The 23,173-nt window shown below is 54.4% G+C and carries 16 protein-coding genes; 4 read left to right on the top strand and 12 right to left on the bottom strand.

The genetic code is table 11. From position 1 onward, the window contains the following. Window positions 1-48 precede the first annotated feature (48 nt). The 12 genes from recD to rppH all read right to left on the bottom strand — a co-directional run bounded on the left by recD (window position 49) and on the right by rppH (window position 18,852). Window positions 49-1,914 (bottom strand): exodeoxyribonuclease V subunit alpha, encoded by a 1,866-nt coding sequence (gene recD / locus R9X49_RS00745; RefSeq protein WP_319846825.1) that lies wholly within the window; start codon window positions 1,912-1,914, stop codon window positions 49-51. After that, window positions 1,911-5,492: an exodeoxyribonuclease V subunit beta gene (recB, locus tag R9X49_RS00740; protein WP_319846824.1), complete on the bottom strand. Its 3,582-nt coding sequence runs from the start codon at window positions 5,490-5,492 to the stop codon at window positions 1,911-1,913. The genes recD and recB overlap by 4 nt, the downstream gene beginning before the upstream one ends. Then, entirely contained in the window at window positions 5,489-8,452 is a 2,964-nt protein-coding gene (gene ptrA, locus R9X49_RS00735) for a pitrilysin (protein ID WP_319846823.1), read from the bottom strand. Before ptrA ends, recB begins: the two co-directional genes overlap by 4 nt. Before the next feature lie 96 nt (window positions 8,453-8,548). Then, window positions 8,549-11,947 carry an exodeoxyribonuclease V subunit gamma gene (recC, locus tag R9X49_RS00730; RefSeq protein WP_319846822.1) on the bottom strand — a complete coding sequence of 1,133 codons (3,399 nt, stop codon included), beginning with the start codon at window positions 11,945-11,947 and terminating at the stop codon, window positions 8,549-8,551. A 59-nt stretch (window positions 11,948-12,006) separates the two neighbouring features. Beyond that, window positions 12,007-12,399, bottom strand: a complete 393-nt coding sequence (locus tag R9X49_RS00725; protein WP_319848558.1) for a prepilin-type N-terminal cleavage/methylation domain-containing protein — start codon at window positions 12,397-12,399, stop codon at window positions 12,007-12,009. After that, the gene (locus tag R9X49_RS00720; RefSeq protein WP_319846821.1) at window positions 12,386-12,841 is read right to left on the bottom strand and encodes a YgdB family protein; all 456 of its coding nucleotides are present in this window, start codon (window positions 12,839-12,841) and stop codon (window positions 12,386-12,388) included. Before R9X49_RS00720 ends, R9X49_RS00725 begins: the two co-directional genes overlap by 14 nt. Next, on the bottom strand, window positions 12,838-13,464 hold the full coding sequence (locus R9X49_RS00715) for a prepilin peptidase-dependent protein (RefSeq protein WP_319848557.1): 627 nt from the start codon (window positions 13,462-13,464) through the stop codon (window positions 12,838-12,840). Before R9X49_RS00715 ends, R9X49_RS00720 begins: the two co-directional genes overlap by 4 nt. Beyond that, entirely contained in the window at window positions 13,458-13,961 is a 504-nt protein-coding gene (locus R9X49_RS00710) for a prepilin peptidase-dependent protein (protein WP_319846820.1), read from the bottom strand. Before R9X49_RS00710 ends, R9X49_RS00715 begins: the two co-directional genes overlap by 7 nt. Window positions 13,962-14,136: 175 nt before the next feature. Further along, complete coding sequence (gene thyA / locus R9X49_RS00705; RefSeq protein ID WP_319846819.1) at window positions 14,137-14,931, bottom strand: thymidylate synthase; 795 nt, start codon at window positions 14,929-14,931, stop codon at window positions 14,137-14,139. Between the two features lie 35 nt (window positions 14,932-14,966). Then, the gene (lgt, locus tag R9X49_RS00700; RefSeq protein WP_103971920.1) at window positions 14,967-15,833 is read right to left on the bottom strand and encodes a prolipoprotein diacylglyceryl transferase; all 867 of its coding nucleotides are present in this window, start codon (window positions 15,831-15,833) and stop codon (window positions 14,967-14,969) included. 226 nt (window positions 15,834-16,059) lie between these two features. Next, entirely contained in the window at window positions 16,060-18,306 is a 2,247-nt protein-coding gene (gene ptsP, locus R9X49_RS00695; RefSeq protein WP_319846818.1) for a phosphoenolpyruvate--protein phosphotransferase, read from the bottom strand. A 12-nt stretch (window positions 18,307-18,318) separates the two neighbouring features. Next, window positions 18,319-18,852 (bottom strand): RNA pyrophosphohydrolase, encoded by a 534-nt coding sequence (gene rppH, locus R9X49_RS00690; protein ID WP_319846817.1) that lies wholly within the window; start codon window positions 18,850-18,852, stop codon window positions 18,319-18,321. 696 nt (window positions 18,853-19,548) lie between these two features. Here rppH and mutH point away from each other — a divergent pair. The 4 genes from mutH to R9X49_RS00670 all read left to right on the top strand — a co-directional run bounded on the left by mutH (window position 19,549) and on the right by R9X49_RS00670 (window position 22,859). Further along, window positions 19,549-20,244 carry a DNA mismatch repair endonuclease MutH gene (mutH, locus tag R9X49_RS00685; protein WP_012773593.1) on the top strand — a complete coding sequence of 232 codons (696 nt, stop codon included), beginning with the start codon at window positions 19,549-19,551 and terminating at the stop codon, window positions 20,242-20,244. A gap of 237 nt (window positions 20,245-20,481) precedes the next feature. Further along, window positions 20,482-21,198, top strand: a complete 717-nt coding sequence (locus R9X49_RS00680) for a TerC family protein (RefSeq protein WP_225087111.1) — start codon at window positions 20,482-20,484, stop codon at window positions 21,196-21,198. Between the two features lie 186 nt (window positions 21,199-21,384). Beyond that, on the top strand, window positions 21,385-21,591 hold the full coding sequence (locus tag R9X49_RS00675) for a YgdI/YgdR family lipoprotein (RefSeq protein WP_319846815.1): 207 nt from the start codon (window positions 21,385-21,387) through the stop codon (window positions 21,589-21,591). Between the two features lie 206 nt (window positions 21,592-21,797). After that, window positions 21,798-22,859, top strand: a complete 1,062-nt coding sequence (locus R9X49_RS00670; protein ID WP_319846814.1) for an NADP(H)-dependent aldo-keto reductase — start codon at window positions 21,798-21,800, stop codon at window positions 22,857-22,859. Window positions 22,860-23,173: the final 314 nt, after the last annotated feature.

Here is a 23,173-nt window from a genome sequence, read left to right as displayed (position 1 = left end):
CCCTTGCCGACTTGGCCCGACATGGGCTTTGTCTGCCACGCGAATGATTTAGGGTGTGTCGCCATTCATTAGTGCGCTAATTCGCTCTTCCAAACCGCTATAGCGCTGTGTTGGCGTCTTCACCGCACGGCAGAGGATCTTGATGTCGGTATAGAGAGACAAACGCTGGCGCGCGCGGGTGATGGCGGTATACACCAGTTCCCGCGTCAGCACCGGCAAATAATGGTTCGGCAGCACCAGCGCGGTATGATCAAACTCCGATCCCTGCGATTTATGCACCGTCATCGCATAAGCCGTTTCGTGCGGCGGCAGACGGCTTGGCGTAACGTCTTTGGTTTCGCCATTCGGCAAGGGGAAAAACACGCGTAGCTCGCCGCTTTCCCCGATCATGGCGATACCGATATCACCATTGAACAGACCCAAAGCAGCATCGTTCCGTTCAATCATAACCGGCCGGCCGGGATACCAGCGGTTAAGCGGATTACGACTGCGCTGAATCAACCCAGCCTGATGCAAAGCCTGCTCAATACGCTGATTCAGCCCTGCGACGCCAAACGGCCCTTCACGCAGCGCGCACAGCTGTCGATAACGCTGGAAGGCAAGCAGCACGGCATCCGGCGTTGCTCCCGCAGTAATAAGCTGTAGATAATCACGATACCCTTCGACACACTGCGCCAACATGGCCTGATACTCTTCAGCCTCGGCTAATGGACTACAGGTGATATCAGCAAACTCGCCGTTCAGCACGGCACGCACGCGAGCATCATCGCCGCCGTTCACCGCCAGCGCCAGTTGCCCGATACCGGAATGTGGATCGAAGCGGTAGCTCCGGCGTAACAGACAAATACTGTCACTGACCGTCGACTGCCCTTCAGGGCCGCTTTCATCCAGATGACAGCCCGTCAGCCGCTGCAACTGCTGCGCCCGCGTACGGCTATAGCCAGCCTCGGCAAAACGACAGATATCGCCCAACACCGCCCCCGCCTCGACGGATGCCAACTGATCGCGATCGCCCAGAAAGATAATTCTGGCGTGTGGAGGAAGCGCAGCGATCACATTTGCCATCATCGGCAGATCGACCATCGACGCCTCATCCACAATCAGCACATCCAAATGCAGTGGATTGTCCTGATGGTAGCGCAGACGCTGGCTGTCCGTCACCGCCCCCAAAAGACGATGCAGCGTTGTCGCTTCCTGCGGAAACGCTTCCCGCAACCGAGGATCCACCGCCAGACGGTGCAGGGCCTGCCCCAGCGACTCCGTGAGCCGCGCAGCCGCTTTCCCGGTCGGCGCAGCCAGTTGAATACGTAACGCGTCTCCCGTATTCAGTTCAATCAGCGCCGCTAACAACTTAGCCACCGTCGTGGTTTTCCCCGTTCCCGGCCCGCCAGAAATAACCGCAATGCGGCGCGTCAACGCGACAGCCGCGGCCACCTTCTGCCAGTTAATCTCTTCGTCCGTGTCAGGAAACAGCCGATCCAAAACCGCCCGAATTGCAGGTTCATCGACGGGGATCGTATCGCGCTCGCTGGCGATAAACCGCGCCACGCGGCCTTCACTCTGCCAGCTGCGCTGCAAGTACAGCTTTTCTCCTTGCAGCACCAGCGGCGTCGGCTGGTTGCCGTCGCTGACGGCATCGGACGCCAGTAAGCGCTGCTGCCATGCGGCAACCGTGTTTAGTCCTGTTCCCGCAAGCAACTGTTGCGCCAGTTCAGGCTCGCGGCCGTCAAACAGCGTCTGCGCCTGCAAGTTCTCCAGCGGTAAACACACGTGTCCCGCCCCCGAGTGCGCACTCAGGCAGGCGGCAGCCAACAACAGATCGGGCTGCGCCTCATCCGCCAGCATTCTGGCGAACTGAACATCCAGCGGGCGCAGCAACCGCTGCACCAGTGCCGTTTCAAGTAACGCAATCATGAGGGAATTCCTGTATCAGCATCGTCAGGCGTCTTTCCCTTAAAGAGCGCATCTAGCCCGAAAACAAATTCAGCAGAGGGACGACAAGCAAAGATGCCATTGCCGGGATGCGACGCTTCAACGCCGCGTAAAAACAGATAAAACACCCCGCCAAAATGGCGCTCATAGTCATAATCCGCAATGCGATGACGCAGATAGCGGTGCAAAGCCAGCGTGTAGAGCTGATATTGCAGGTCGTAGCGGTGTTCGGCCATCGACTGCATCATGGCCGTTTGGGTGTACGCGCTGGCATCAGGGCCGAGCCAATTGGATTTGTAGTCCAGCAGGTAATAGCGCCCTTCCCAGCGGAACACCAGATCGATAAACCCTTTCAGCATGCCTTTCACCTGCTGAAAAGAGAGCGCCGGACACCGCGCGGATAGCGGATCGTGATGCTTTGCCAGCCGATCGAGCTGCGCCGCCTGTATCGGGGCCTCGATCGGTATATAGAACTGTAATTCAGCCTGCTTATCTGCGTTATCCAGCGCTGACAGCATAATCCCCTGCTCGTTAAGCGACGTATGCAACAGCGTATCCATCCACACCTTCAACACCGGATGCCAGTGCGCTTCAAATCCCTGTAGCTGCAACTGCTCGGCCAGCCAGCCATCATCAACGGGCTGAGTGAAATCCAGCGTTTCAAACAGGCTATGCAAAAACGTCCCCGGACTCGCGCCGCGTGGGAACGTATGCGGCGTCAGCTGGGCTTCATCCGTTTCCTGACGTTCACCTATCGCTTCAATATCCAGACGCGGCACCAGATCCTGCGCGCTTGCGGTACCATGTTGCTGAAGCCCCGAATAGCTGGTGACTCGCCAACCATCGCGCAGTTGGCGTTCAATGTGGCGAGCCCGCAGCTCTGCCAATTCAGGTCTATCCGGCTGCCAACGCTGTTCTTCCGTCGCCTGTAACGGTGTCAATGCGACACCATCCCCCACCATGCCTTCCAGCTCGCTGATTAACGTGGCGGCCTCGGCCTCTTTACCACGCTGAAGTAAATAGCCCAGTGCGCTCTGATGCATATCACTGCTACCGTCTTTTTTACGCGATCGCTGAATCGGCGCGACGCCCACGCTACAGTGGTAGATAGAGCGGGTCAGCGCGACATACAGTAAACGTAAGTCTTCCGCCAGCCGTTCTTCTTCCGCTAACGTCTGACTTTCCTCATGATTTTGCAGATCCAACACGGCCTGATAGCTCTCGCGATCGTGATAAAGCCCCTGATCCTGCACGCGGAAGTGGCTAATGAAAGGCAGCCACACCAGCGGGTATTCCAGCCCTTTCGATTTATGGATCGTCACGATCTGCACCAGATGGCGGTCGCTTTCCAGACGTAGCTGCTGGCTCTCCGCCTGCGGATTAGGCTGAACAATCTGCTGCGATAGCCAGCGCAGCAGCGCATGTTCGCTATCGAGCGTTGCCGAGGCGTCCTGCAATAACTCACCGATATGCAGAATATCGGTAATACGGCGTTCCCCCTCTGCGCTCGCCAGCAGGTTCTCCGCCAGCTGATGTTGGCTCATCAGCGCACGCAGCATCGGCAGTACGCCCTTCTGGCGCCACAACGTGCGATAACCCGCAAACTCATCCACCAGCGCATCCCACGTGGCCTCGCTTTGCCCTAAGGCATCAACCTGCCCGGCATCCAGCCCCATCAGGGCTGTCGCCATCGCGCTGCGTAACGTGCGCTCCTGTTCCGGCGCCAGCACCGCCTGCAACAGCCACAACATATCGCTGGCTTCCGGCGTGCTGAATACGCTGTCGCGATTGGACAGATAGACTGAGGGAATGGACAAACGGCTCAGCGCATCACGAATCAGCGAGGCTTCACGCCGGCTACGCACCAACACGCTCATGTCGGATGCCTTGACCAAACGCCGGGAATCATCGGTAACCAACCAGGCTTCATTACGCTGGCTGGCAGCGAGCCAGTCACGAATCTGCGCCGCACACTGGCGCGCCATCTGCTGCTGATAATCTCCAATGCCAATCGGTTCGGAGCCCGTTAGCCAGAATTGCAACGCAGGCTGGGGTTTCCCGGTAACCTCAAACACCAAACCGCGCTTAGATTCGGCAGGCTGGACCGGCAGAAACGGGATGTTTTGAAAAATAAAAGGATGTTCGAGACGTTCAAACAGACGATTAACGCCATGCACCATCTGGTGCGACGAGCGCCAGTTCGTGCCCAGCGTATAATGTGCAGCCACTTCTCCGCGCGCATGCATGTAGGTAAAAATATCCGCACCGCGAAACGCATAAATAGCCTGCTTAGGGTCACCGATCAACAGCAGACCACACTGCGGCTGCCCGATGTACAGCGTTCGGAAAATACGGTATTGCTGGGGGTCGGTATCCTGAAATTCATCGATCATCGCCACCGGATAGCGTTCGCGAATGGCGCTGGCAAGCCGTTCCCCGCCCGGCTGTTGCAACGCAACATCCAGACGGCTCAGCAGATCGTCGAATCCCAGTTCTGCACGCTGCCGTTTTTCCTCACGCACCGAATCCCGGATCGCCGACAGCGCACGCACAATCACTAAATCCCGCAGCGATAGCGGCGTTTCAAGCAACCGCTCGGTCTCCTCAAACAGGGCATGAACAGGCGGTTCACCTTTCTTCGTCTTCTCGATTAGCGTTTGCTGGGCAAACCTCACCAGCTCCTTCGGCAGCGCATAATCCAGCGTCAGCTGTTCTGCCCACAGCGTGATTTTCTGTAGCCAGTTGGGAAGATGCTTGCTGCTGTAGCTGCGTTTATCGACGCCAGAAGCGCTAATCAACGCTTCCAACTTCGCTGCTGACGCCAGCCAGCGTTGTTTATACGAGTCGATCGTCGCCACGATCTTCTCATGTCGACTCAGCAACGTTTCGTCTTCTTCTGGCGGCAAGCGAAACACAGGCGCTTCACCGTGCAGATAAGGAGCCAGATCGGCCAGCAGGTTTTCCGGCCCTTTCCACTCCAGACCGACAATACGTGCGACCTCTACCGGCAGCGGATAGCAATAACGACGCCAAAAATCGGCGCAGGCCTGACGGCGCAACGGCTGCTCATCTTCTATCAGCACCTGTTCAAAAAGCACGCCGGATTCAAACGCATTGGTACTGAGCATACGCTGGCAGAAACCGTGGATCGTGTAGATCGCCGCCTCATCCATTTGCCGTTCAGCAGCCAGCAATACATCAGCCGCATCGCGATGGTCCGAAATCTCCGCCAGCAGTTGCGCTAGCGAAGCATCTTTATGCTTTTCCGCCTCCTCCCCCTGCGCGCTTTTACGCAGGCAGGCAATACGCAAGGCGTGGATTCTGGCACGAATACGCTCCCGCAGCTCTTCGGTCGCGGCCTCCGTAAAGGTCACAACCAGAATTTCCTCGACCAGTAGCGGACGTGGATACGCGGCTTGCTTACCTAGCCCCAACAGCAGACGCAGATAAAGCGCAGCCAGCGTATAGGTTTTCCCCGTTCCGGCCGACGCCTCAATCAGCCGCTCCCCCAGGAGCGGCAACGTCATGACGTCTAATGATTGCGGCGCGGCGCTTGTCATTCTGCTGAAACCTTACCGACAGCGTCCGATGCTGTAGTATCTGCAGCTGCGGACTGTGCCGCTGGCGCAGGAATCATCGCAGGCGCTTTCTCACGCGGTAACGTTTTCTGCAACGAAGACGCATCCGTGTAGGTGTGCCATCCCTTCGGTGCGGCATAGTCCGCTTTACCATGATGGCTACCGGAAACCTGCGACAGAATAGCCAGACCTTCCGGCTTCAGCGCCTGCTGGAAGAAATCGGCCAGTTGCGTCACCGTCAGCGGTTTGATTTGTTCGAGCAGCTTCTCACGCGAGTCAAAAGCAAAGTTTTCTCGATCAAAATCACGACGCAGTCGGCTAGCTTCTTCGCCTAAGGTTTGCGGACGTTGACTCAGTTCATTCATCACGCCTTGCTTATACTGTGCAAACTCTTCTTCACTCATTTCGCGCAGTCGCTTTTGCGCTTTCTGGTAAAAATCCTCATAGCGCTGGTAGAGATAAGCAGGCTGTTTGCTGTTGCTTTGCAGCAGGAAAGCAATGCCCATCTGTCGGCCAATCGTCGTCGGGAAGGCAAACACCGCATAGCCCAACTGCTCTTCCGTTCTCAGTTGGCTATAGAACCAAGGCTGGACGATCTGTCCCAGCACGGAGCTGTATGCCATGCTTTGCGTTTCCGAGTAACCAGTCGGTACATACACCGCCGCTAACGCAGAATCCGTACTGCTGCCCGGGCGCTGTAAATTAGCGAGCTGCGGCTTACTGACTTTGACATCATCACTGCGTGACAGATTTTCACCATCGGCCTTCAAATGCGCTTTCAGCGTGTTCGCCAGCTCGGTGACTTTCTCTGGTGCCAGATTGCCGACAACCAGCATTTCCGGCGTGGCTTTTTGCAACAGATCTTTGCGGTAGTTAACCACATCCTGTAAGCGAATATCCTTCAGCAGGTTACGACGTTCTGCGCGCTCGAAGTAAGGCAGTTGCGATATCGCCTGAACCGGCTGTAACGCCTGTTCAAAGGCTTTTGATTTCTCTACCGCATCCAACTGCTGTATGTACCAGGATTTCGCCTGTTCCAGCTGTGCTTCCGTCGAGGTAAAGGAGGCGTAGCCATCCGCCAACGTCAGCAGCAGTCGCGGCAAATGCTGGGTATAGCCATTGGCGCTAATCACCAGACCATCATTGCTGCGAGTGGAGAAACTGATGCCGCCAATCGACGCCTGATAGCTGAGTTCATCCAGCGCCAGACCTGCCAGATAATCGTTTAACGCAAACAGCACCTGATTACGGGCGGTACTGCGCGCTTCCTGATTACGCAGGAACAGCGTGATTTCCGCTTTCGGCTCATCGGCGAAATAGTGGCTTGGCATATACAGCACGCGCAGCCCCGGCTGATTCAGCAGGAGTGTCGGTTTCGTCATCGCCTTATCGGCTTTGATCAGGGAGAAATCATCCGGGATATAGGGGTTGATCGTCGGCAACGACAGCGACATTTTTTGCCCCAGCGTTTTCCATTTTGCGAATGTCGCTGACGGGATTTTATTCATCTCGTACGGCGCATCGACAAAGTAGGCCACTTTATTATGCGGTTCATTCGGGCTGATAACCCAAACGCGCGCGTTCTGCGGCGTCATCTCATCCAGACGTGCGGCGATAGCCTTCGGATCGTAGCGATCCGCAACATACTGCGCATCCAGCGTATGTTCGACCGGCACGCGCAGCATGGTATCCACCAACCATTCGATATAGTCCATATCACGGCTGATGGACGGATAGCGGAAATCCAGATCCAGAACGTGTGCGATCTCATCAAAATAGCGCTGCTGAATCCCCTCGGTACGGATTTGTTGCAGGTAACGGAATATCGCAGCGATCACTTCATCACGCTGTGCCAGACCTTTATCGGTCAGCGAGGCCGAAATAGCGAACATACCGCCGTTACGGTCGATGATCGGCGAAGAACCTGCCCCGATAGACTCAACCAGTCCTTCCTTTTGCAGCCAGTCAGAAAGCGTATTCTGGCTGCGGTTGCCGATCAGATAGCTAATGTAGGTATCCGTCTTGCTGCGAAACTCCTGGCTAATATCGCTGACGCGAAACTCAATACGCAGCTGTTTTCTCGGCTGCGCAGGAACATAGTGAATCATTACGCCGCGCTGCTTCTCCGTCGTGACAGGAACGGTCACCGCAGGAACGCTGGCGTTGTGATTGGCAATGCGTCCAAATGTGTCGGCCGCCAGTTTCGCCAGTTCAGGCAGAGGTTGATTGCTGTAAATCACCCCTTTCATCAGGTTGGCCGAGTAGTATTTCTGATAGAACTTCACCAGCTCATCATGCAGTTTGCTGCCAGGCTTATCGCTCAGGGTTTCAAGATTCCCCCCCGAAAAACGCGCGCTCGGGTGCGCTGGGTTCAGCGTCTCTGCGCCGACCTGCGCCATACGATGACCGTCACGCGAACGCGCCATCGTTAATTCCGCATTGACCGCGTTACGCTCACGATCGGCATTCACCGGATCGAGTAGCGGCTCCGCAATCGCGTCAGCCATCCGGTCTACAGCGGGCCGCAGCGCATCATTTTCGACTTCCAGATAAAACGCCGTGCGGTAAGACGCCGTGCTGGCGTTGTGGCTGCCACCATGCTTTTTCAAAAACTCGGACAGCGCTTCCGGCTCTGGGTAACGTTTTGATCCCATCAGCACCATGTGTTCAAGGTAATGCGCTAACCCCAGTTGGTTATCGGGATCGTCCAGCGAGCCAATAGGCAACGCCAGTGATGCCAAAGATTTGGGTGCCTGCGGATCGGAAACCAGCAGAACGGTCATGCCGTTATCCAGTTTGATCGCCTGATATTGCCGCGGATCTTTTTCGCTTTTTCGAATGGTCTGAGCCAGCGGCTGCCAGCCCGTCTCTGCCCAACTCGCCGGAAGCCAGAATGTGAATAAAAGAAACCACCCGGTAATCCAGACCCACTGTTTACGCATGCAATTCTCCAACCTCATATCCATCACTTTTCACGTTGCAGTGCGTTATCTTCTCGCACCTCGAAATCGACTCGGGCATTACCCAAAACAAACTCATCACGCCAGATTAGAGCGGAACGGTGGCAGTAGCCAGATTTGCGCCGCTTCAATCACCTCATTCATTCGTTTTTCATCCAACTCACGAATAATACGTTGCAGGTAATAATCCTCGCCTTCACCCCGCATTCCCATGTTGCCCTGCCAAGCTTGCAGTAAACGGGCACGCGCTTTGTTCTGCGCTTCCTCATCCGACCGCAGGCTATCGCTTTCACGATCATAGCATTCAGCCAGCCAGGCACTCCCTGCTTTATTGAGCAATAACAGCGGCTTGCTCATTCCCTGACGATATCCATCCAGCATGACAGACAGATGTTCTCTGGCCTGCGCTTCCGACAAGGCAGCAAAGCGCCACGCGGTATCCTCCCGTCCATACAGTCGGCTTTCGCCTTGCCCCCCCGTCACACAGTAGGCCAGGTGTTCTAACCACAGCGTCATGCCATCCTTCATGGAAAGCGTGCCGGGACGCCAACGTAACAAACCATCGGGCTGCACCTGATTCAGCCAGCCGCTGATGCGCACACCGTCAAGAAGGATATCCACTTCCCGGCTCACCGACAGCGAGGGCGTTAACTCATCACGTACGCGCGCTGCCAGCTGCGCCATATCCTGCTGTTGTTCCTGCCAGTAAATTTCACCGAACGCGCCATAGGGAAGTTCGCCCGCAGCTCTGGCACGGCGATACAGTTTTTCCGTATCACCTTCATTAATCAAGGTATTAAGCAACTCGCTATTCAATTGATAGCGGTTAAGGCTATCAACGACAAAGGGTTCTTCATCCAGGAGTTCATCGCTGTGCAGCATGAAACTCACACCAAGCCGCAGTTGAAAAAAGGCTCGCACCGGGTGACGATAAAACCGCTTCAGATCGTCCAGGCTGACATCTCTATCCGTTGTTCTTTCGGACAGCGCTTCACGATCGAAATCAGGCTGGGCTTCCCCTTTTCGGCTCGCCGCCGCCAGCCACTCTGCCGCAAAGCTCAATGGCTGCGGTGCCGACAGGAAGTTATCCGCATCGAAAGGCATGCGGCTATGTTCGCAGCAGAGGTGCTTCACCACCCGCTCCGCGCTACTATCGATATCCAGCGTTTCATCGCCCGGCAGAACATAACTCTGCGCGATATACTCCGTCAGTTCGCTCACCAGTACGGAAGGATAGCGACGCGTATTATCCTGAATCGAGCGCCCAATATGGCTGATATAAAGTTTATGCTGTGCCGACAGAAGTGCCTCAAGGAACAGATAACGGTCATCGTCACGTCGGCTACGGTCGCCGCGTTTGATCTTCCGCCCCATCAGATCGAACCCGAGCGGCGGCAGCGTTCGGGGATAGACACCATCATTCATCCCCAGCAAACACACAACCTTGAACGGGATAGAACGCATTGGCATCAGCGTGCAAAAGTTGATCGCACCGGCCAGAAAACGCTGGCTGAGCCGTTCCTGATCGAGGCGCCGCGACAGTTCATCACGTAACCGGGAAATCGGTACCTGCTGCGGATAACGCGCCATCGTGCCCATGCCAATCACGTACTGCCACTGTTTTTCAACTAACGCCAGCGCCGCTTCGGTCTCGCTGTCAGCATCAAAGAAGGTTTCGATCAGCTCTCGACATAGTGGTAACCAGTCGACCAGCACGCGCGGTTGAGACAGACGCTGACGCCATTGATGGATCTGCATCAGCAGTTCGGCCAGTTGACCAGCCAATTCCGCAATCAATCCGCTGGATTCATCGTAAGGCAGCACGCCCTGCCAGTCGCCGATCTGGCTGTCCATCGCATAGCCCAGCAGCATTCTCGTCAGGCCGAAACGCCACGTATGCTGGCCCGTCGGCGGCAGCATGAGATCGCGCACGTTGTCGTCATCCAACCCCCAGCGCACGCCGGATTCCACCACCCACAAACGCAGACGCCGTAACCCTTCTTCCTGAATACCGAAACGGGCAGCTAGCGCGGGGACTTCAAGCAATGCCAGAACCTGTTCCGCCGTAAAACGGCTTGTCGGTAAATCCAGCAGGCTGATTACCGCCTGCAAGGCGGGATGTGCATGCCGCGCACGCTGATCGGAGATGGCAAAAGGCAGATAGCGGTTATCTGGCGCATTGCCAAAAACCGCCTGAATAAACGGCGTATAGCTGTCGATATCCGCCATCATCACAATGACGTCACGCGGCATCAGCTCAGGATCGTCTGCCATCATAGCTAGCAATCGATCGTGAAGCACTTCAACCTCACGCTGTGGACTATGGCAGGCGTGAAAATCAACCGAACGATCGTCGAGTGCCAGCAGGCGTTTTTGCGTACTCGTGTTCTGTGTTTCGTGGCTGACAGCCACCACCGCGTGGTCTTCCAGCTCAAGAATATCGCGCTGTAAGGTTTGCAGCAGATTTTCGCCATCAGACTCAACAAAGGCGTCGATCTCCTGCACGTTATCCAGTTCAGCCAGCAGATAAAGATTATCGCGCCCCAGCTTTCCCCACGATGCCAGCAGCGGATTATTAATCGACTGTTTACCGTCATCGTTGAACAGCGTTTCTGCCTGTGAGGGATCGCGAAAGAGCGGACGAGTTTCCTCAGCCGAGTCGCCTTCAAAACGATGTAAGCGGCGGCTGCGAGCTTTTAGCTTCGCCAGAAACTTATAGTCCTGAATATCACTCCAGTAATGGCGACAAGGGTTGGTAAATAGCAGGTGCACGTCAATGTGCCGCGCCAGCGCGTTCAACGCCTGTAAATAGATAGGAGGTAACGCCGAAATGCCGCAGATAAAAACGCGCGGCGGCAGACCGTTCGGGCACGCTTTTGCCTGCCCTAACGCATTAATAAAGCGTTGATACAACATCGCATGGTGCCATTCGGGCTGCGCCAGTTCGCGAGTGTAGTCCACCAGCGCACGCCACAGCGCGGACTGCCACAGCTGGTTGCCACCAAGATCGTCAACCTGTTTTCCCTCTTGCCAGGCTTTGATCCACTCAGGGCGATAAATCAGGTATTGATCGAAAAGATCCGCGACGCGCCCGGCAAGCTGATGCAGTTTTCGTTGGTTATCATCATCCTGCAGATAGTGGTTAAGTGCCGAAAAATCAGGCTGTGCCAATAAATCAGGCAACAAATGCATGAGTTTCCACGTCATCGCATCCTTGCTGAAGGCGCTTTCTTTTGGAATATCCGGCAGCACGTGGCGACACATATTCCACAAGAAAACACCGGGCAGCGGGAATTGAATATTGGCAGCAATACCGAAGTGCCCAGCCAGTTCAATTTGCAACCACTGCGCCATCCCCGGACTTTGCACCAAAATCACTTCCTGCTGGAAGGGATCGGCAAGCGGCTGACGTTTTATCAACTCAACCATCAGTCTTTTCAAGATATCCAACTGATTGGAGTGATAGATTCTAAACATTCTGGCTCCTGCTGCCGCTGCTTACGATTTACAATTCATAGTTTACCAAAGCACGCCTACTAAACAGCCGGCGATCGGCAAAACCAACGGTTTAGTGTAGCCTGATAGCGGCGTGGCGTCATGACTCTTGCCGTTACCTGACGGCATTCTGGGCTCTGTAACTGCTCTGACACGCTAAACTGCCAATATTTACTCGAAAGAGATGCCGCATTATCAAGAGCGAACGGATGATATGGCACACCCGCTTCATAGGCCTCCAACTGCTGTATCGCAAACCGCCAGGCCTGACGCTGCTGCCACTGGTGCTGAAATGACTGCTGTAAGATCTGGTGATATTGCAGCAACCCCATCAGCGACACGGCAAACAGCAGCGCCGCCACCAGCGTCTCCGGCAGGCTAAAACCGGATTGGTGACTCACGACTCCCTTGTTCACTGCGCTATTCCGTTGCATCACAGCGTGTCATATCCTTATCAGGGCAAAAATCCAGCCAGCCGTTACCCAAGGGTTGAATCGCAATCTGGCCCGACGACAGCGCCAAAAATGACACTCGCTGGTACAGCCTCAGCGGTCGTGCCGAAGCAGGGAGTATCCCTTCACCGCGCAGTACTCCTTGCTCACCATCCGAGGCCGCACGCAGGCACACCACAAGCTGTTCTGCCGACAGCTGCTGACATTGCCAGCTTTCTGTTAGTACGCGCCAACGTAGCCCCCTTCCCCAGTTCAGCGAGGACAGTGCCTGATTGAACGCGCGCAGATAATGTCGTTCATCGTTTCCCACCTGAATGGCAGTATCAAGCTGACGTTGCAAACCAGACATCAACAACAGGCCGATAACCGCGATCAGCAGCACCATAGGCAGCGTCCCGCTTCCCGTTTGCAATCCTTTCTTCATTGGTTACGCCCCAATATCAGACGGGTAATATGTTGCTTAACGGCGGGGCGCTTCGCCCAGTATCCCGCCAGTTGCAATTCATACAGCGCCACATTATTTTGCGCAGTCAAACGCTGTAACCGGAACAGCGTAAGTACGACTTCCTGCGGATCAAACAGCTTTTCCCATCGGTCTCCCTGACAGTTGTGCGCCCCGCTCTGAATTTCCAACGATCGACCACGCAGGCGATAGCCAAAAGATTCAGCATCCTGTTGTTCCCCACCATCCCAAACCCCATTCCGATTCAGATCGTAAGAAACATTCAGACAGCTGTTTTCTGCCTCTCCCGGATAATTCCCCATGCTGATCGCCTTTCCCTGACAGGCACCCGCACAAAAACCAGCCCGACGGATATCTTTCTCAATCCCCATCGCGACCTGACTGAACAACTGTTCCAGCCGGAAAAGCTGCGCGCTGTCCTGACTTTGACCACGCAACAGAGGGTATAGCTGCGCCGCCGACAGCATAATCAGACTGCCTAAGCTCAGCGCTAACAGGATTTCCGGCAGAGTGAAACCGCGCTGTTTACACCTCGGCCTTGGTTGCCTCAATTCTGTTCGTTTCAACACGTTCTGTGTCAGCATAGGGGAATCGACAGAACAGCTTGCGATTCGCTGCACAGACGCATACGTCCCCTCACCGAGATGATGAGGCGTAGCTGACCCGCAGAATTCGACAGCGAGATGTGTCCGGCCTGTGCCGCGTTACGCAAACCAAAGAACGTAAAAACGTTGCTTGTGAACTTTGCCAGCATAACATCCTGCGTGCGGCGTACGAACTGTCCCGGATGGTTCTCACGGCACGTCTCCTCTGCCTGTTTTTCATTCTGGCCCGCTATCATGCACCATAGCTCCCCCTGCGATATGAGCTTCGCGGTGCGGGTTTCGTTATGCCAATAGGCATTCGCCTGAACCCGGCTCAAAAAGTCCAGCAGTTGCTGCGCACTCTGCTCCAGACGAATTGCCTGCTGATACTGAATCCAGCCATGCAGGCCGCTGCCCGCCATCAGCGCCACGATCGTCAGTACCACTAATAATTCAAGCAAGGTAAACCCCCGCGGTTGTCGATTCCCTGTTTTCATGGCGTCAGGATAGTGAGTCTTATCAGCAAAAACAGCGTGTTAACGGTGTTATACGCAGCGGTTCGCAATGTTTTACTGCAACGATGTAACAACAGAAAAAACGTGCGGGGAGGTGGGGAAAACAAGGGAAACAAAAAGGGCCGCATTATGCGGCCCTGAAAAATGTGGGGAAGTTTTAGATCGCAACAGGCGCTTTGATGGCGGGATGCGGATCGTATCCCTCGATTTCAAAGTCCTCGAAGCGGTAGTCGAACAGCGTATCCGGGCGGCGCTTAATCACCAGCTTAGGCAGCGCGCGCGGTTCACGGCTCAGCTGTAAGTGAGTCTGTTCCAGATGGTTGTTGTACAGATGCGTGTCGCCGCCGGTCCAGACGAAATCCCCCACATCCAGATCGCACTGCTGTGCCACCATGTGCACCAGCAGCGCATAGCTGGCGATGTTGAACGGCAGGCCGAGGAAGATATCACATGAGCGCTGATAAAGCTGGCAAGAGAGTTTGCCATCCGCCACGTAGAACTGGAAAAACGCGTGGCACGGTGCCAGCGCCATTTTGTCCAATTCACCCACGTTCCAGGCAGACACGATAATGCGGCGGGAATCTGGATCCTGTCTCAGTTGGGTCAAAACATTCCTCAACTGGTCGATCTGGCGGCCATCTGCGGCTCCCCACGAACGCCACTGCTTGCCGTAAACCGGCCCCAAATCGCCGTTCTCATCTGCCCATTCGTCCCAAATACTGACTTTGTTTTCATGCAGATAAGCAACATTGGTATCGCCGTTCAGGAACCAGAGCAGTTCATGGATAATCGAACGCAGGTGGCATTTTTTGGTGGTAACCAGCGGAAACCCGTCCTGCAAGTTGAAACGCATCTGATGGCCGAAAATGGAACGCGTGCCCGTGCCGGTACGGTCGGCTTTCGGCGTGCCCTCTTCAAGCACTTTTTTCATCAGATCCAGATACTGTTTCATACTACCTCACCACAAAATTAAAAAAGGACGGCGGATTATTGCTGTGCAGGCTGACGGCGATAGGCCCAGACCATCATCAGAATACCGGCGATCACCATCGGCAGCGACAGGATTTGCCCCATGCTGAACAGGTCGCCAAACAGACCCAACTGCGCATCCGGCTGGCGGAAGAATTCGGTGATAATACGGAACGTGCCGTAACCGATCAGGAACAGCCCCGAGACGCTGCCCATCGGCCGAGATTTACGAATAAAGAGATTCAGAATAATAAACAGTGCCACACCTTCCAGCATCATTTGATACAGCTGGGAAGGATGACGCGGCAGCATACCGTACTGGTTGAAAATCGCCTGCCACTGCGGGTTGCTGACGGCCAGCATCATATCTTCGCTGCGCGAGCCTGGAAACAGCATGGCCCACGGGGTATCCGTCGTCACGCGTCCCCACAGTTCGCCGTTGATGAAGTTGCCCAGACGGCCAGCTCCCAGCCCAAAAGGAATCAGAGGGGCAATAAAATCAGCGACCTGGAAGAAATGGCGTTTGGTTCGATGAGCGAACCACAGCATAACGCAGATCACGCCCATTAAGCCGCCGTGGAACGACATACCGCCATCCCAGACTTTGAAAAGATAGAGCGGATTTTCAAGAAATGACGGGAAGGCATAAAACAGAACGTAGCCCAAACGCCCGCCGACGAAGACCCCAAGGAACCCCATATACAGCAGGTTTTCAACTTCATCTTTGGTCCAACCGCTACCCGGTTTATTTGCCCGACGCACCGCTAACCACATGGCAAATACAAAACCCACCAGATACATCAGCCCATACCAGTGCAGCGCCAACGGGCCAATTGAGAAAATCACTGGATCAAACTGAGGAAACGCCAGATAGCTTGTCGTCATCATTCACCACATATTTTATTGTGTTATCCCTGCTTTCGGGATCGTCATTGATAGGCAAAAGGCAGGAGAATGAATCCGTTCCTGCGAACCGCGGTGGCGAATCATAGCATACGCACCCGCGCTCGTTGCTTGCATCGGGGAAAAGTTCTGTAAAACATTGAGTCGTTGTTAAACATTTACTCGCAATTAAATCTCAATGTTTCCGTCAATATCACATCGCTACAGACTAGCGCCCGCCGCGAATCAAGCCGCCCAGCCCGCGCTCTTCCATGAAGATTGCCGCCCACTGCCTGACTTCCGCCGCGCTTTGCGCGCCCAGCAATTGCTGTACTAACGCCTGCGACTCAGCCAGCGTAATTTGACGCAGCAGATATTTAATTCGCGCCACGCTTCGCCCGTTCATACTGAGCGAGCGATAGCCCAGACCGGTCAGCAACAGTGCGCCAAGCGCTTCTCCCGCCATTTCACCGCACACGGAAAGCGGAATGTTATGCCGCTCGCACTCAACGGCGATCATATTCAACGCCTGCAACATGGAAGGATGCAGACTGTCATAGAGCGATGCGACGTGAGCGTTATTACGGTCTACCGCCAGCAGGTACTGCGTCAGATCGTTGGTGCCAACCGAAACAAAATCAATGCGGGAAGCCAGATGAGGGAGCAGGAACAGCATCGACGGCACTTCGATCATGATGCCGATCCGCGGTTTGGGCTGTGGGAAGCCCAGTAATTCTTCGACCTCGCCCGCCGCCTGATCGATCAGGCGACGCGCTTCACTGATTTCATCCAGACTGCTGATCATCGGCAACAAAATACTGAGATTGCCACTGTGCGCGTTAGCCCGCAGCATGGCGCGCACCTGAATCAGAAAGATTTCAGGCTGATCGAGCGTAATCCGAATACCGCGCCAGCCAAGACACGGATTCTCTTCGCTAATCGGCAGATAAGGTAGCGGCTTATCTGCGCCGATATCCAGCGTGCGCAGCATCACCGTGCGCGTAGGGTAAAGCTGCAACATGCTTTGATATTGCGCCATCTGCTCATCTTCGGACGGAAAACCACTTTGCAGCATAAAAGGAATTTCCGTACGGTACAGACCAACACCATCAACCTGATTGATAAAACGTTTTTCGTGTTCGGCGCTTAACCCTGCATTCAACATGACCTGAATGCGCTCGCCGCTTTTCAGTACGGCAGGCTGTTCCATTTCGCCTTCAGCCAGACGGGTCAGCTCGTTTTCTTCCGTCAGCAGACGCTGATATTCCTGTACCAGCACGGGTTCAGGATCGACCAACAGCTCACCGCGATAGCCATCGATAATCAGTAGGCGCTGATGCAGCAAATCAGGCTGAATATCCGCCCCCACCAGCGTCGGAATCCCCATCGCACGTACGAGAATCGCCGCATGCGAATTGGCCGCACCGTCATACACGACAACGCCTGCCAGCCGCTCTGGCGGCAGCTCCGCCAACAGCGTCGCCGTTAATTCGTCCGCCACGAGGATAAAGCGCTCAGGCCATTGCCCCATGATTTGCGCGTTATCATCAAGGTGAAACAGCAGTCGTTGCCCCAACGCGCGCAGATCGCCCGCACGTTCACGCAAGTAGGTATCCTGCAAATTGGTGAACTGCGCAGCAAAACGTTCGATCACCAGCTTCACTGCCCACTCGGCGGCATTGCCCGCATCCACCTCCTGAAAGAGTTCACGCTTGAGTCGCGCATCATTCAGCAAGTGCGAGTACAAATCGAAAATCGCCGCGCTCTCTTTCTGCGCACTGGCGCTAAACCGCTTGCTGAAGCGGCGGAATTCCGCCGTTGCCTCTTCCAACGCCTGCGTTAAACGGGATCGCTCACGCTCGCTGTCCAGACTCGACGCGGGGAACACCTGCTCCAGAGAAGGTTGGGTACAATCCTGCCAGCCGGGGGCGATCGCCACACCGGGGGCGGCCACCAGCGCTTTAACGCGCGTCTGACGGTATTGACCGAAGAGCGTTTTGATCTGCGAAAGGGAAAGAATGGCGGCCATCTGCGTGGCGAGCGTCACCATGAACGATTCTTCGTTTTTATCAAACTGACGATGTTCACGCTGCTGCACCACCAGTACACCCAGCAGGTGGCGACGGTGGATAATGGGAACGCCAAGAAAAGAGCGGAAATGCTGCTCTTTCACGGCGGGAATATATTTGAAACTAGGATGGGCGCGCGCATCGGCCAGATTGATAGGCTCGGCACGTTGCCCGACCAGCCCAACAATACCTTGCCCAAACGCCAGCGTAACCGTGCGACCGCGCGGTTTTTTCAACCCACGCGTCGCCATCAGGTAATAGCATTGGCGATCGTGATCGGCCAGATAAATGGAACAGACTTCCGTGTCCATAGCCTGACAGGTCTCATTGACCAGAATGTCCAGCGCATCACTAAGGCGGGCCGTTGCCGCAACGTTTTCGACAATTTCTCGCAAGCGCGTGAGCATAATGTGCCTGAATTACCCTCTTTTTCGCCGAGGACCGGATGGGGTTGTCATCCGAGCCGCAACACTCTCCTGAAGCAGTATCACCGGGTTGATAAATTCCTTCATCACGCGACGATACACATCTCGCTTAAAAGAGACGACCTGACGTACCGGATACCAGTAACTCACCCAGCGCCAGCCATCAAATTCCGGCGTGCCGCTGCTCTGCATATTGATATCCGACTCATTACACATCAACTGTAGCAAAAACCATTTCTGCTTTTGGCCGATACAGACCGGTTTTGTATCCCAACGCACCAAACGCTTTGGTAATTTATAGCGTAACCAGTTACGGGTAGATGCCAACACGCGCACATCCTTTTTTCTTAACCCGACTTCTTCAAACAGTTCGCGGTACATCGCCTGCTCAGCACTTTCACCGGGGTTAATCCCCCCCTGCGGAAACTGCCAGGAGTGCTGACCATAGCGCCGGGCCCACATCACCTGCCCCTGCCGATTACAAATTACAATACCAACGTTTGGGCGGTAGCCATCATCATCGATCACCGGACTACCTCGATAAACATCAATGCAAAGATGACCTGATTGTTTCACACTCCCGTCAGGCGGTAAACCACTGCTTAGAAAGCATGTGATACTAATAAAATTAAGATAACCCACAGATAAGATCAAAGTTATAAACATGTGAAGACCGGAATTCGCAGTTTATTCACTTTTTCTGTGGACATCTTTGTGCAGAACCCATGAAAAAGTGAGTAAAACTCATTTTTCATGCGGAAAAAATATTACAGTAAATTAAAAAATAGTGCTTTCTATTCATTAAATTACAAACCGTTTTACTGGCAATGGCGAACCCCTGATTCCTGTTCAAATGGCATACAATGCAAGATTGGCGAAAGATCGCACTATGCCGATTTTATCCACAGGGAATGCCCCGAAGTCAGGCAATAAATAGGCAAAAACAGCAAAAAGGCCGCGAGTCAAGGCTGTAAATCGAACCAGTAATTCATGTTTATGTGGGTTATCCAAGAAATCTGTGGATAACCTAGTGTAAGATCCTGTTTATTGTCGGTGGCTATACGTGCACAGTTTGCAAAGCGATGTACAGCGATCGCCATCACACTAAAAAAAAGCGCTATGAATCATGCTATTATTGTTTTTCTCCACAGTCTTGCAGGCTGTGCATGGGTATTCTCTACCTATTGTATTTTTTTTGAGCGGAAAAATATCGAACTATACGCTATGAATTCACCCACAGTTCACACGACTGCGCCGCCACATGAGCAAGCCTTGCTGGAACGCGCGCAATCCCTCGCGGGTTATAATCTCGCGGAATTAGCGGACATCGCTCGCCTCCCCCTTCCCGCTAACCTGAAACGCGACAAAGGCTGGATTGGCGTCTTGCTGGAGCGTTTTCTGGGGGCAAGCGCAGGCAGTAAGCCCGAGCAGGATTTCCCCGACATCGGCGTTGAGCTAAAAACCATTCCGATTGATGAACAGGGTAAACCGCTGGAAACCACCTTCGTCTGCGTCGCGCCGTTAACAGGCAACAGTGGCGTCACGTGGGAAAGCAGCCACGTACGACACAAACTCGCGCGGGTACTGTGGATTCCGGTAGAAGGATCGCGACACATTCCGCTGGGGGAACGCCGTATTGGCACGCCGCTGATCTGGAGTCCCAGCGAAGAAGAAGAGGAACAGCTGCGCTGCGATTGGGAAGAGTTGATGGATCTGATCGTGCTTGGTCAGGTAGAAAGCATCACCGCCCGACATGGCGAAGTGTTACAGCTACGCCCCAAAGCGGCAAATAGCCGGGCTCTAACAGAAGCTATTGGCGAATTTGGCCAGCCGATTCTGACCTTACCACGCGGGTTCTACCTGAAAAAAACCTTTACCGCGCCGCTGCTGGCCCGCCACTTTATGCAGCTCAGCAACTGAGCGTCATTAGGCTATGCTTCATCAGTACGATACTTCGTCGTACACTGGTTTTATTGCGACAAGGGAATATGACCTGGGAAAAACCTGACGCCGACCCAGAGTAAAAGGGACGCCAGCACATGGAGCACATGCGAAGTATGACGGGTATATCTTTACGACATCACACTTTCGCTTGCCTACGCACCGAGCTGGCAGAGTATAATATCGTTTACGTTTCGTTTAAGGTGTATTGATATAATGTTTGATTGGATTGTTGATCCGAACGCATGGTTGGCATTGGGAACGCTGACTATTCTGGAAATCGTTCTTGGGATCGATAACATTATTTTCCTGTCTCTGGTTGTCGCCAAACTGCCTAAAGCCCAACAAAACAAAGCACGCCGCATCGGGCTGATGGGGGCGATGTTGATGCGTTTGGGGCTGCTCGCGTCTATTGCCTGGGTCATGCGTCTGACTGACCCGCTGTTTACCGCATTCGACAACGAAATTTCCACGCGTGACCTGATTCTGTTCTTCGGGGGGCTCTTCCTGATCTGGAAGTCGAGCAAGGAAATTCACGAAACCGTCGAAGGCGGTTCAGAAGACCATACTTCCAAGGTGTACTCTTTCTTTGGCGCGATTGTGCAGATCATGCTGCTGGATATTATCTTCAGCCTGGACTCGGTGATCACCGCCGTTGGTCTGTCTGACCATCTGTTTATTATGATGGCTGCCGTCGTTATCGCCGTTGGTGTGATGATGTTCTCCGCGCGCCCTATCGGCGAGTTTGTCGAACGCCATCCGTCCGTCAAAATGCTGGCCTTGTCGTTCCTGATCCTAGTCGGGTTCACCCTGATTCTGGAAAGCTTCGACGTTCACGTACCGAAAGGCTACATCTACTTCGCCATGTTCTTCTCGATGTCCGTCGAGGCACTGAACCTGCTGCGCAGTAAAAAAGAGAAAACGGCACACTGATCGCCGCATAGCGAGCAATCAAAACGCCAGATGACCTAATCAGGCGGCAACCAGCCGCCTGATTACACAAAATTAACGTCCTCAACACGCATTTTTTCCATTATTCCTACGTTATCCCTCACGACCATTTGCTAGACTCACTGAAGTTTTTGCATTTATTAATGGGTTAATACGATGAAAGTACGGATGAAAATGGCAGTCACACTGACGTTATTATTTACCCTTGCGGGCTGTTCCAGTGACTACGTGATGGCGACAAAAGAGGGGCAAATGCTCCTGACGCAGGGAAAACCTGTGCTGGATAAAGATACCGGGCTGCTCAGCTATATCGATGAGCAAGGTAATCAGAGACAGATTAACAGCGACCAAGTTTCCCAAATCGTGCAGCGCTAACGGCAACGTTAGCCCGATATTTCCCCCATCGGGCGATGCGCTCTGGCAGAATCCTGCTAAAGGGCAGCACAAGAGACTTCCCCACTCGCCACGGCTTCGTTATAGTCGAATTCAGGTGTGTTCTCCCAAACTCATTGGAATCGCAAAAAATCATGCGGAAATGAGGAGAAATACGCCTGCTATTTTCAGACATAAGGAAGCTGGCAATGCAATATCACCGTATTCCCCATAGTTCTTTAGAAGTGAGCGTGCTGGGTCTTGGTACGATGACCTTTGGCGAACAGAACAGCGAAGCAGACGCTCATGCCCAGTTAGATCACGCCATTGCCGCAGGTGTTAACCTGATTGACACAGCAGAAATGTACGCCGTTCCTCCACGCCCGGAAACACAGGGGTTAACCGAGAGCTATATCGGTTCCTGGCTGAAATCCCGTGGCGGCCGTGAAAAACTGATTGTGGCGAGCAAAGTCTCCGGCCCTGTGCGCGGAAATGATCACAGCATCCGCCCACAGCAGGCGCTGGACAGAAAAAATATCCGTGCTGCGCTGGATGCCAGTCTGCAACGCCTCAACACCGACTATATCGACCTCTATCAGCTGCATTGGCCACAGCGCCAGACCAACTGTTTTGGCAAGCTGAACTATCAATATACTGATAACAAATCGCAATATACTGACGACAAACCGGTCGTTACGCTGCTGGAAACGCTGGAAGCGCTGAATGAACAGGTGCGTGCCGGTAAGATTCGCTACATCGGTGTCTCCAACGAAACTCCGTGGGGCGTGATGCGCTATCTGCATCTGGCGGACAAACACGATCTGCCGCGCATCGTGTCGATCCAGAACCCCTACAGCCTGCTAAACCGCAGTTTTGAAGTCGGCCTAGCGGAAATCAGCCAGCATGAAGGCGTAGAACTTCTCGCTTATTCGTCACTGGCGTTCGGTACGCTGACGGGTAAATACCTGAATGGCGCAAAACCCGCTAACGCACGCAACACGTTGTTTAGTCGCTTCACTCGCTATACCGGCCCGCAGGCTCAGGCAGCGGTTGCCGAGTACGTGGCGCTGGCGCAAAAGCACGGCCTGAATCCGGCGCAAATGGCATTGGCGTTTGTGCGTCAGCAGCCGTTCGTCGCCAGCACGCTGCTGGGCGCGACCACGTTGGAGCAGTTGCAAATCAACCTCGACAGCCAGAACCTGACGCTGGATGGCGAGATCCTTGACGAGCTGGAAGCCATCCATCGCCGTTTCACGTTCCCGGCACCGTAAGCGCCAAATTCGGGGCTTACATGGGCCCCGAACCTCCTCCTTCACAAACAACCTCTTAGTCACATTTTTATGCAGATGCGGAGGCTGTTTCGTGCGCCACAATACCGCCATTTTCATGCCACGTCGCAGCACGCGCCCGACTCAGGGCGCTCAGTCGCCGCCGCCCTGAGAACCCAGGCTTTCCGGCTAAATTATGTCGCTGCGCGATGCCATCGGTGTTCATGACCGCTAGACGAGCCGCTAGTGACGCGTTCCCGACGCGGCACTAGCTTTCGCGGCATCCATGCCGCTCACTCGGCGGTCATGCCCACCGC

This window comes from Pectobacterium carotovorum, from assembly GCF_033898505.1.
Classification (GTDB): domain Bacteria; phylum Pseudomonadota; class Gammaproteobacteria; order Enterobacterales; family Enterobacteriaceae; genus Pectobacterium; species Pectobacterium carotovorum_J.
The sequence above is the reverse complement of the archived record's forward strand: the minus strand, read 5'-3'. Positions and strand labels throughout refer to the sequence as shown.